The sequence below is a fragment of the Bacteroidota bacterium genome, from assembly GCA_020402865.1.
GTDB lineage: Bacteria > Bacteroidota > Bacteroidia > Palsa-965 > Palsa-965.
Map to the genome: position 1 here is coordinate 20,749 of JADBYT010000039.1, position 12,110 is coordinate 32,858.

At 49.3% G+C, this 12,110-nt stretch carries 9 protein-coding genes; 5 read left to right on the plus strand and 4 right to left on the minus strand.

Annotated elements, in window-relative coordinates:
• Positions 1-2: 2 nt before the first annotated feature.
• Genes IM638_19530 through IM638_19540 form a run of 3 tightly spaced genes read right to left on the minus strand, consistent with a single transcriptional unit; the run spans position 3 to position 4,569 of the window.
• Positions 3-1,268, minus strand: a complete 1,266-nt coding sequence (locus IM638_19530; GenBank protein ID MCA6365233.1) for an ABC transporter ATP-binding protein — start codon at positions 1,266-1,268, stop codon at positions 3-5.
• A gap of 5 nt (positions 1,269-1,273) precedes the next feature.
• Positions 1,274-2,152, minus strand: coding sequence for an ABC transporter permease (locus tag IM638_19535; protein MCA6365234.1), 879 nt, complete (start codon positions 2,150-2,152; stop codon positions 1,274-1,276).
• An 8-nt stretch (positions 2,153-2,160) separates the two neighbouring features.
• Positions 2,161-4,569: a polysaccharide biosynthesis tyrosine autokinase gene (locus IM638_19540; GenBank protein MCA6365235.1), complete on the minus strand. Its 2,409-nt coding sequence runs from the start codon at positions 4,567-4,569 to the stop codon at positions 2,161-2,163.
• Positions 4,570-4,910: 341 nt separating this feature from the next.
• Between IM638_19540 and IM638_19545 the strand changes: the two genes are divergently transcribed.
• From IM638_19545 to IM638_19565, 5 genes are all read left to right on the plus strand, one after another.
• Positions 4,911-7,589 (plus strand): T9SS type A sorting domain-containing protein, encoded by a 2,679-nt coding sequence (locus tag IM638_19545; GenBank protein MCA6365236.1) that lies wholly within the window; start codon positions 4,911-4,913, stop codon positions 7,587-7,589.
• A 36-nt stretch (positions 7,590-7,625) separates the two neighbouring features.
• Complete coding sequence (locus IM638_19550; GenBank protein ID MCA6365237.1) at positions 7,626-7,850, plus strand: hypothetical protein; 225 nt, start codon at positions 7,626-7,628, stop codon at positions 7,848-7,850.
• A complete protein-coding gene (xrtF, locus tag IM638_19555; GenBank protein ID MCA6365238.1) occupies positions 7,847-8,374 on the plus strand; it encodes an exosortase family protein XrtF in 528 nt (175 codons plus the stop codon). Before IM638_19550 ends, xrtF begins: the two co-directional genes overlap by 4 nt.
• The gene (locus tag IM638_19560) at positions 8,371-8,847 is read left to right on the plus strand and encodes a hypothetical protein (protein ID MCA6365239.1); all 477 of its coding nucleotides are present in this window, start codon (positions 8,371-8,373) and stop codon (positions 8,845-8,847) included. Before xrtF ends, IM638_19560 begins: the two co-directional genes overlap by 4 nt.
• 70 nt (positions 8,848-8,917) lie before the next feature.
• On the plus strand, positions 8,918-10,192 hold the full coding sequence (locus IM638_19565; protein MCA6365240.1) for a serine hydroxymethyltransferase: 1,275 nt from the start codon (positions 8,918-8,920) through the stop codon (positions 10,190-10,192).
• 75 nt (positions 10,193-10,267) lie between these two features.
• Here IM638_19565 and IM638_19570 read toward each other — a convergent pair.
• On the minus strand, positions 10,268-12,110 hold a 1,843-nt coding region (locus IM638_19570; protein MCA6365241.1), incomplete at its 5' end, for a T9SS type A sorting domain-containing protein.

Sequence of the window (12,110 nt, forward strand, 5' to 3'; positions counted from 1 at the left end):
AATTATTCTTCTTTCCTGATTTTCCATGTCAGCGGCACAAAAATCTGACCGGCACGCTGCGCTCTGGCTGATTCATTGTCGGCCAGCGTGAACGTGAGTATATCTTTTGCGTGAAAAAAACGGCCGTTATCGTAGTTAATTAGTCCTAAAGTAATGGTATAGGTACCGGGCACCAGCAGCGGGTTGGGAATTTGTATGCTTCCGTTATATGTGCCCGGTTCGCTGGGCTGCAACGCTTCGGGATCATCGCGGCGATCAGACAGGAATACTATTTCGCCGGCAGCTGTTTTGATTACCATGGTCATGTGAATGCTGCGGATATGCGTGTTTAAACGCAGCGTATAATTTACCCCGAAGGGCTGACCAAGATTGATGTTGCGGTCGGCAGTGCCGGTAATTAAATCTACAAGCTGTGCCGAAATAATCTGACAGTCGGCCGAGGGATCGTGTGCAAAGGCGGCTTCGGCTTTTAAAGCTTCGGAGTTGAGTACTTCGTAAAGTCTGACCGCTTCGGCAGCCGTGCCGTCGAACGCCATTTTGCCCGATCGCAGTACAATGCCGCGTGTACAGAGGCGGTTAATGGCATTCATGTTGTGGCTTACGAACAAAATAGTGCGGCCCTGATTTTCGGCCACATCCTGCATTTTGCCGAGGCATTTGCGCTGAAATTCAGCATCACCCACGGCCAGTACTTCATCCACCACCAGCACTTCTGGCTCAAGGTGTGCGGCCACGGCAAAGCCCAGCCGCACTTTCATGCCCGACGAATAGCGTTTTATCGGCGTATCCACATACTTGGCCACGCCGGCAAACTCTACAATTTCATCAAAATGTTTCTGCACCTCCGACTTTTGCATGCCCAGGATGGTGCCGTTGAGAAAAATGTTTTCACGGCCTGTAAGATCGGGATGAAAGCCGGTGCCTACTTCAAGCAGACTTGCCAGACGGCCGCGTATGCGTATTTCGCCCTCGCTGGGCTGGGTAACGCGCGAAAGCAGTTTAAGCAGTGTGGATTTACCGGCACCATTTCCGCCAATAATGCCCAGCACCTCGCCCTGCGCTACGGAAAACGAAATATCGCTGAGGGCATTTACATATTGTCCGCCAGCTTCGGTACGGTTGTTCTCTACGCCCACCTGCTTATACGGATCTTCCTTCCCCCTGATGCGGGCCACCCAGCGATTCAAATCATGCGTAAGCGTGCCTGTGCCGATTACGCCCAGGCGATAGGTTTTGGATACGTGTGCTACTTCAATTACGTTTCTCATAAGCCTTACACCGTATCCATAAATGATTTTTCCACACGGTTAAACACCGCAATACCCGCCACTAGCAATACAAGAGTAAACACAACCGTGTAAATCACTTGCCAAAGTTCGGGAGCTCCCGTATTGAAAAAAGCGTGACGAAACAACTGCACAACTGAAGTCATGGGATTTAGCATTACAGCTGTTTTAAACATGCCTTCCTTCATTTCGGCGAGGGAAATTACCACCGGTGTGGTAAACATGAGCAGCTGTGTGCCAAATGCAATAAGAAACTGTAAATCGCGGTATTTGGTGGTCATGGCCGAAATAAGAATACCCGCCCCAAGACCAAGCCCGGCCATAAAAATGAGCAGAAACGGCAGCAGTAAAATGGCCGATGTAATTTTCAGTTCCATATCGCGGAAAATCACATAATAGGCAAACACGGCAGCCAGAAGCAGCAACTGTACGCCAAAGCGCAGCATATTGGATAACACCACCGAAACCGGCACTACCAGACGCGGAAAATACACCTTGCCAAACAAATTGGCATTGGCTACAAACGTATTTGATGTTTTTAGCAGGCACTCAGAAAAATACATCCAGCTGAGTTGTCCCGACATGTAAAACAGAATGGGCGGAATACCATCGGTTTTAAGTCCGGCCAAACGGGTAAACAGCACATAATACATTACAGAAGCCAGCACGGGCTGAATAAAAAACCAGAGCGGCCCAAGAATGGTTTGTTTGTAAACCGATACAAAATCACGACGTACAAAAAGCAGAATCAGGTCGCGGTAGTTCCAGATATCGCCCAAACGAAGTTGAAACGCCCCGCGGCCCGGCTTGATTACAAGCGTCCACGGTTCCTGGGTATTGTCAGACTGGTTAGCGTTGTTGTTCATCTCCGCGCTTACTTTTTCCTGTCGTTCGGATCATCACCGTAATTCACATAATCGCCGTAAGCGCCGGCATTGCCATAGCCTGAGCCATACATACCATAGCCGTAACGGTATCGATAACCATAGCGGGTGTAGTAGCGCCCTTTGCGACGTTTTACGCCATTTACAATAATGCAGAAGTTTTTAATAAGCGGATTCCTGCTCAGTTCTTTCGCCACATTTAAGCCTGAGCGGTAGGGCAACTGACAATTGAGCACAAACAAGGTTACATCGGCCTCCTTCATAAGCACCTGTGCATCGGAAATAATACCTACAGGTGGTGTATCAACAATGATAAACTCATAGTGCTGGCGGCAGTATTCCAGAATTTCCGACATTTTCTTTGTGACAAGAAGTTCTGAAGGATTGGGCGGAAGCGGACCGGAAAGCAGTACATCAAGTCCGTCAATTGTAGAGGGTGTAATGGCTTCGGCAATAGTGTGTTTACCAATCATAATGGTACTGATTCCCATTACGGGTTCCATTTTGAGCGCCTTCTGTACACGGGGTTTATGCAGATCAAGCTCAAGGATAATCACTTTTCGCTCGCTGCGGGCCAGCATGGCGGCAAGGTTTACCGAACAAAACGTTTTACCCTCACCCGGATTGGTAGAAGACACTACAATAATCTGGCTGGGCTTGTTCTCACTGTTGAGATACTGAAGATTGGTGCGAATACTTCTGAACGACTCGGCCAGCCATGATTTGGGGTCATGCTCTACCACTATTTCAAGTTCCTTGTTCGAAGTATAAAGTCCTACTTCACCCAGTATAGTTATATCCGTGCGCTCTTTCAGTTCGGTCGAAGAGCCGATTTTTTCGAAGAAGAAAATACGCAGCAGCGAAAGCAGCACGGCCACAACAAGCCCCACTCCAATAAATATAAGCAGGATCTTTTCCCGCTTCGGGCTCATCAGTCCGCCCGATTGTGCGGATTCAATAATGCGGGCATCTGATACGATACTTGCGCGGGCAATAATGGTGTTGGCACGTTTCTGAAGCAGGAAGAGGTAAAGTTCTTCGTTTACTTTCTGCTTACGCAGAATATTGGTGAGTCCGCGCTGTTTGTAAGGTAATTCCTGAATGGAAGATGTGTATTTTCCGATCTGACTGTTTATCTCCTTGATGCTTTCGTTGATGGCTACACGTGAGTTACCAATGTACACCAGCAGGCTTTTTTTAAGGGCATCAACCTGTTGAAGCATTTGCTTGATATTGAAATTGCTTTCAGTTGATGTGGTGCGAAGTTGCTTAAGTTCGATCTGAAGGCCATACAGCTTTTCCACACTTTTCTGCATAAAAGCATCATCATTGAGCACATAGGCCGAAGGCGGAAGGAAATCAGGATCGCGGTCTTCGATAATATAGCTTTCGAGGTCGTTGAGCGATTCAAGCTGAAGCTGAAGAATGCGTTTGCGGGTATCAAAATCAACCATCTGCCCGAAATACAGCTCCCCTTCCCGTTCGAGATTGTAGATGGTGTTTTTCTCCCGGTAATTCTGCATGGTATCCTCAATTGTATTCAGGAAACCAGTTACTTCTTCCATCTGCCGGTCAATATAAACCAGCGTATTGAGGTTGATGTTTTCGCGTTGTTCTTTGGTGTTGTTGATGTAGGTGGCGGCCAGTGTATCCAGGAAAATTATAGCGCGTTTGGGCACTACATCGGCCACGGTAAGCTGCAGAATATTGGTGTATTCGGGCGAAGTAACCGTGAGGCCGCGCTGATATTGACGAACAAGGTTGGGTTTATCGTGAATCTGAATCAGGTAATTACTGGTAATGTAATCGGCAGAACGCAGGGAGTTAAACTTCCCCGTTTTGATTATTTTCAGTCGCAAATCCGCCTCAACCAGTTCCTTGCCAAAATATCCGCTTACTTTTTTCTCCGTTTCACCTATTTTGTAAATCATCTGATAGGTTTGCGGCCCCGTAATTTTGAACTGAATTTTTTGTTCGTACAACTTGCGGTTCAGATTCACCACATCCACCCGGAATGGGGCTCCCTGAAACATTTCCTCGGTACGCAAACGACCAACTATGTAATAGGAAATATCAAAATTGAGCTTTTCAATGGCCTTCAGAATAAGGTCGTACGAGGAAATAACCCGTTTTTCGTTTGAAATATCCACAAACGTGCGCATGGTTCCGCCGTATGGACTGGCATTGTCGCTGATAACGCTTCCCGGCGTGTAGGATTCATTGATACGAACCTGAAGCTGCATTTTAGCCGAATACACCGGCGTGATGCGATAGATATAAACCTCGCCCGCAAAAAATGCAATTAATGGAAACAAGGCAAGAATTAACCAGTTCTTGCGAATAATTGACCAAAGTCGTTGCAGATCGCGCTGTGAAACAAGTTGCTGGTCGGAGGCCATGAATTGAATTTAGTTGCAAGTATAGGCAGTTTCTCTCATTCCTGACAGGGAGCCGGGCAATTGTTTTTCGTGTGCATTACCCTGTACAAGGTGGATATGGCTCAATTTTATCTGTGCTTTTTACAGAGGAGCCAACTTACAGGCAGCTATCCGTTAACGGATAAGATTGAAATCCGCCGGGGAGCCGGAAACGTATGTTTAACAACTAATTCCGGTCTTGAGCTAACTTACAGATAATCTGCCTGATACGCTGTATAGTAGTTTATAAGGAATGTTAGTAAGTTTAGTATCTTTGATTCCAAATTGTGCGTATAAAGCACGTTACCCAAATATTCCGGTAAATGAAACGTTTTTACCCTGCTCTTTTACTTGTTTTTGCAATGACCTCTGCAATGCAAGCGGCCACATTTACTTCTGCATCTGCCTCTGGGGTGTGGAGTAATCCATTACACTGGACGGTTTCCGGCAGTGATGCCGACGGTATTCCGGATAGTGATGATGATGTAATTATTGCTGCCGGCACCTTTATGGATGTGGATATTCAAATTACCGATTTCCGTTCCATGAATGTAAATCCGGGTGGTACGCTTGATGTGGCGGGCCGTCAGCTCCGTATTCGCGGAGGGAGTTTTACGCAGGATGGAAATATGCCGGGCACTTGTACCTTGTATTTCTTTGGGCCGGGCGGAACCATTTCGGGCAATTTCAATAACAGTGGTAACTGGTATTTTTACATCAATTCAAACTATACCATTGCGGCCTCTTGTGTGGTGAACAAAACCACCAACTATATTTATTTGCTTAACAATGCCATTGTAAACAATTTTGGCACGGTGCGCCTGAACAGTGGCACCATTTCTTTCGGCCCCACAGCCCTCTGGCGAAACCGCGCCAATAGCAGCCTGCGTGTAACCCGCAATTTTACAGGCAATCCTAATTTAGAAGCCCACGAAACAGGTAATACAGTAGAGTTTTTCGGCTCTCAATCCACTCTTATTGATAATCTTCCGCTCGGTTATTTTAACCTTTCGCTGCGCAACAACCCGAAAACGCTTGAAGCCGGCACCACTTTTCTTGTAGCCGGCAATTTAACACTGAGTACAATGACCAGCTGCAATGCCAACAACAACAGTATTGTGCTGGGTGGCAACTGGGATAATCAGGCTAATGTAAATGTGACGAACCTTCCGCTCATTACGTTTAACAGCACTGATGCTCAAAGCATTCGTCGTACCACTTTGGCCGAATTGTTTAACGACGTAATCATTGATTCACAGGATTCGCTTAACCTGCTGAGTGATGTGCGCGTAAACGGCACCACAACGCTGAACAGCGGTTTGCTTAATCCGGGCAACTTTAATTACCGGCAGCGTGGCGCAAACTGGAATGGTGAGGGCGGTTCTGTAAGTATGAACGGACGGATTATTTTCGACGGCACCGTAGCGCAAACCATTGGAGGCAGTTTCTTCACCAACTTTGGTAATCTCGAAATTAACAACACCGCTGGTGTAAACAACGCGGCAAACAACCGCATTCGCGGCACGCTATTCCTCACCGCCGGTACATTCAGTGCCAGTTCAAACGATTTTATGTTTGTGTCTGATGCCAGCGGCACTGCACGTGTGGATGAACTGCTTGTCGGTGGCGGCAATGTAAACGGTAACCGCTTTATCTGCCAGCGTTTTATTGGTGTTTCGGCTCCTTCCACTACAACACCCTACTGGTCTTATTTCTCTAGTCCGGTGCTGGCCTCTACCGTGCTCGACTGGGACAATGAAATGTATATGAGCGGTGTAGGCGGAGCCGATGGAAATGCATGCTGCCCCATTTTCCGCTCAGTACGCCGTTATTCAGGGTCTGTGTTCACCAACGTAACCTCTGTAAGTACCGCACTCGGCATTACACAAGGCTTTCAGGTGTGGACAGCAGATAATATGACTTCCTTCACCGGGCTTTTGTTTGATACCCGTGGCACGCTAACCACCGGAAACCGTACAGCCACTGTCCCCACCGGATTTACACTCATCGGTAATCCGTACATGTCTCAGATCCAGTGGTCGTCACTCACCCGCACCAACGTTAATAACTTTTTCTACATCCTTGATGAGTCGATTTCCAACTACGCTACGTGGAACGGTGCTACAAACACCGGCACCGCCAAACTGGCCGCTTCGGGCGGAGTAATTAATTCGTCGCAGGGCTTTTTGGTGCAGGCTACCGCCGCAGGCAGTGTAGGTTTTACCGAATCAGCCAAAACCAGTGGTACAGCCACCTTTGTGCGTCAGGCTGCCGATAATGCCCTGCTCCGCCTTCAGCTGCGCCGTACCGACGGGCAGCCCATCGGGGCCGAAAACGTAATTACTTTTGATGCTGCCGCTGCTGACGGTCAGGACGAAACAGATATTCCGGCACTGCTTGCGCCCAATGAAAATGCACCCTACATGCGCACACTTACCGGCTCAGGGAATGAGCTGTTTTTTGATAACCGCAGCATTTCTGCCGCTTCACACAGCGTGCCGGTAAACATTACCCCGGGCATGGCTGGCGATTTTCAGCTTAAGTTTGGCAATATCGACCAGTTTAATGCCTACTCCTGTGTGTTTCTGGAAGACCTTCAGACCGGTCGCATGCTGAATGTGCGCCGCAACGAAACCATCACGCTGCATGCCGGAAACGGAGTGGATGAACTGCGCTATGTACTCCATTTCGATCAGGAAGAGCCTGCTACTGCCGGTTTCTCCTACTGCCGTTTTGAAGACCTTAATGCTTCTGCCGCTTCGGCTACAATTCCTGTAACCGCCATTGGCACACCCGACGGCATGCTGCTTAATTTTGGTTTTGCAGAAACCACACCTGTAATTGTTACAGTGTACAACCTGCTTGGTCAGGAAATACTGCGCGAGCAATACAACGTAAGCAGCGAACAGGTGAAACTTCCGCTCCTTAACGATGCCAGAGGGGTGTACATACTTCGTGTGCAGGCAGGTGAAAATGAGGTGTCACAAAAAATAAGCTATTAACACGCGGGCTGCTTTAACCTGCCATAGATAATTCGCATGAACCGTACCGGTAAATTTTTATTGCTCCTTACCCTCTTCTGTATTCCTGCAGGCGCTCTGCTCCTGCACGGTCAGCCGCCCCCGCCCCCGCCGCCAAACGGTCCGCCCTGCTGGCCCCCGCCATGCATTCCGGTTGATGGCGGCATTATTGCTGCCGTGGGTGCCGCTGCCCTGTTTGGCGGTAAAAAACTTATTCAGCGCGTTAAGTCGAAAACCGCATGATGAACCCGGCAGGTCGAAAACTCGCCCGATTTCTGCTCATCTTCTTCGCTATTTACTTCGGCTGGACAATCCTTTACGACCAGCTTATAAACCCATGGGGGAAACTGGATACGGTTGTCATCAATGCCTCCTCCTCAATGTCAATATGGTTTCTTAAACTGCTAGGATACAGTACTTTTATTGGCCCCAGCGAAACAATCCGTACAATAGGAATTGACGGCACACACGGGCTCTGGATTGGTGATCCGTGCAACGGCATTGCGCTCTTTGCACTCTTTACCAGTTTCATTATTGCATTTCCCGGAAAAATAAAACACAAACTCTGGTTTGTTCCCGCAGGCATTCTGTTTATCCATTTCATGAATGTCATTCGCATCACTGCCCTTTGCATTATTGTGCTTTACCGTCCCGACTGGCTCATGTTCAACCATACTTACCTGTTTCAAATAATCATGTACCTGATTATTTTCGGTTTATGGTGGTTATGGATTAAACGCTTCAATACAAAATCAGAAGCGCAATGAACAAAACCGCGAGACAGTTACTGGTAATTACACTGGTACTTGCGTATGTGGCGCTGGGCTTTTTTCGTGAATTTGTCTTCCTGAACATCAACGAACAGATGCGCGTGGCCTATTACAATTCGCCCGACTCGCACCTCTCGCCTGCTCTTTCCTTTCTCGAAAATTACGGTTACAACACCTTGTATTACCTCAAGTGGCCGCTAACTTTTTTGTTTGCCGCAGTGTTTTGCATACTGGCTGTGTTTGTAATCCGCATTGGCTTTGCTTCCGCGCAGTACACGCGACTTGTAATACTTTCGTTTGCAGGTGTATTCTTTCTCGGAGCGATGTTGTTTCTGGCCGGATGGTTGTTTAACAGCAATGCAACCGTGTATGATCTTTCCCGCTTTCTGGCCGGTCTGGTGGAAAGCCCGGTGCTGCTGCTTATGCTTGGCGGCGGAATTCTATACTGGCGGCAAAGCCGGAATAATTAACAGCCTACATAAAGTCGGGCGGAGCCGAGACTTTGTTACATTTGTTGCGCCTGTGTAGAGGCGAAAAACTATGAAAAAAGATACCGCTATTTTCAAGCTGATTCAGCAGGAACACCTCCGTCAGTTGCACGGAATTGAGCTTATTGCTTCCGAAAATTTTGTAAGTGAGCAGGTCATGCAGGCCATGGGCTCTGTGCTCACAAATAAATATGCCGAGGGACTTCCCGGCAAACGCTACTACGGAGGATGCGAAATAGTGGATCAGTCGGAACAGCTGGCTATCGACCGTATCAAATCGCTGTTTAATGCGGAATGGGCCAACGTGCAGCCTCACAGCGGCGCGCAGGCCAACGCGGCTGTTATGCTGGCCTGCCTCAAACCTGGCGATACCATTCTGGGCTTTGATCTTTCACATGGCGGACACCTCACACACGGTTCGCCGGTAAATTTTTCGGGTAAGCTCTACCGCGCTACATTTTATGGTGTGGAGCAGGAAACCGGCGTAATTAATTACGACAAGGTGGCCGCCACAGCCAAAAAGGAAAAGCCCAAAATGATTATCTGCGGTGCTTCGGCCTACTCGCGCGATTGGGATTATGCCCGCCTGCGCAAAATTGCCGACAGCGTAGGTGCGCTGCTGCTTGCTGATATTTCGCATCCGGCCGGGCTCATTGCCCGCGGCATTCTCAATGATCCGCTTCCGCACTGTCATATTGTAACCACTACCACACACAAAACCCTGCGCGGCCCGCGTGGCGGCCTTATTCTCATGGGCAAGGATTTCGATAATCCCTGGGGAATAAAAACGCCGAAAGGTGAAATCCGCAGCATGTCATCATTGCTTGATGCCGCTGTTTTCCCCGGCACACAAGGCGGCCCGCTTGAACACGTGATTGCCGCCAAAGCCGTGGCTTTTCACGAAGCACTTACCGACAGCTTCCTGCGCTATGCGGTGCAGGTGGTGAAAAACGCCAACGTAATGGCCGGCGAGTTTATGAACCGTGGCTATCATGTAATTTCCGGCGGAACAGATAACCACTGCATGCTCATTGATCTGCGCTCGAAAAACATTAACGGCAAACAGGCCGAAAACGCATTGGTACGTGCTGATATTACGGTGAACAAAAACATGGTTCCGTTTGATGACAAATCGCCGTTTGTGACTTCGGGCATCCGCATAGGCACACCCGCCATGACCACCCGCGGACTTAAAGAGCGCGATATGCTTGCCATTGTGGAACTGGTTGATACCGTGCTGATGAATCACGAAAACGACAAGAAAATTGCCACTGTGAAGAAACAGGTAAACAAAATGATGAAAGATTACGAATTGTTTGCCTGGTAATTACCCAATTCCTGCCTTATAAAAGAAGCCCGATGCAAAACTGCATCGGGCTTCTTCCTTATTACACATATTTGTTTACTGCTTCACAATGCGGTGTGTACTCATTCCGTCTGCTGTTACTACCTGCAGGTTGTAAATGCCCTGCGGAAGTGTATTCAGATCAATTTGCAGTGAATTTGCCGTTGTGGCGGGAACTGCAAGAACAATGCGGCCGGTGAGATCGGTTAATTCAATCCGGTTCACACGGTAATCTTCATTCCAGCGGATGTTCACAGTGGTGCTGGCAGGATTGGGGTAAATGTGTACACCTCCGGCATTGCTGTTTTCGGTAATACCCACACAGGCACTTACCACGAGCAGGTCTGATGCGTTGGCCGTACACTGGTTGTTATCCGTATAGGTATAAACCAGCGTATGTGTGCCCAAACCAGCCGAAAGCGGCGAGAATATGTTTGCGCCTACACCGGGGCCGCTCCAGCTGCCGCCGGCAGGACTGCCGCCCTGAATGGTAAACGATGCATCATCAATACAAACGCTGGCCTGCGGTACAGCAGCGGTTACTACCGGAAGCTGATTAACCGTTATGGTTACAAGGCCGGTATCGGAGCAATTGGTTACTGTATTGGTGCCGGTAACCGTGTAGGTTGTAGTTGCAGAAGGAGTTACCACTTCGGTAATTTGTGTGCCGCCGGTTGACCAGAGCCAGCTGTTGGCTCCTGCGCCGGTAAGTGTTACGCTGGCACCAGCGCAAACCACACTCTGACTGGCCGTTGCAGTAACAGAAGGCGGAATGTTTACGCCGATTGAAATGGAATCGCTGCCGGTGCAGCCATCGGGGGTGGTTACGGTTACGGCATACACCGTGGGAACTGAAGGCGAAATGTTGATTGTGGAAGTGCTGTCGCCGGTATTCCAGAGGTAGAAACTGCCGCCGCTGGCGGTAATGCTGCCGGTGCTGCCAAGACAAATATCACTGTTGCTGGGGGTGAGTACAATTACCGGCAGCGGGTTTACGGTTGTCATAATTGAATCCACACTGCTGCAACCGGTTAACGTGTCGGTGCCGGTAACCGTTGTATAGCCTGTGGCTACAGCGGCAAACATTTCCATTGCAGCATTGCCTCCGGTTGACCAGTTGTAAGCTGTTGCGCCGCTGGCGGTGAGCATTACGGTATCACCCGCACAAACAACAGAATCGGCTGAAGCAACGCTGATTACGGGCAGCATATTTACGGTAAGGTTTATAGTATCTGAATTTGAACAGTTGTTGGCATCCGTACCAATAACCACATAACTGCCGCTTGCAGACTGAGTAGCTGTAAAAGGCACGTTATCCGAAATACCCACAGGGCCGCTCCAGCTGTACGATACCGCACCATTGCCGGCTAATGTAACCTGTGCGCCTTCACATACAGCTAATGCGGGTGTAGCTGCCACGGTTACTGTCGGAAGCGGGTTAACCACAAACGTTACCGGAAGACGGGAGGCACTGGGACAAAGGCTGGGAAAAGTAATCACAACCTGACCGTTACCGGCACGCACATCAGGAGTGGTAGAGCCATTCACAAGCGTACCATAGAAACTTGAGCCACCTGCACCCGACTGTCCGGTAAAGTTACCGGAATAGGTGCCGGTTGTGCCGGTTAATCCGCCACCGGAAGCACCTACTGATGCGGTATTATTACCCGCCTGGTTGCTGGTGAGTTCAACACCACCGTTACCACCCACGCCCAGCACGCCGGGCTGACCATTGTTTCCGGGGGCTGCAGTAGCGAATGAAGAAACACCGCCCGCACCGCCGGCAGCTTGCGAACCACCCGTGGGGTTTGCGCCAGGAGTAGCACCCGGCCATGCCGCACCGCCACCGCCGCCGTAATATCCGCCGCCGCCGCCGCCGCCGTTTCCACGACCACAGCCA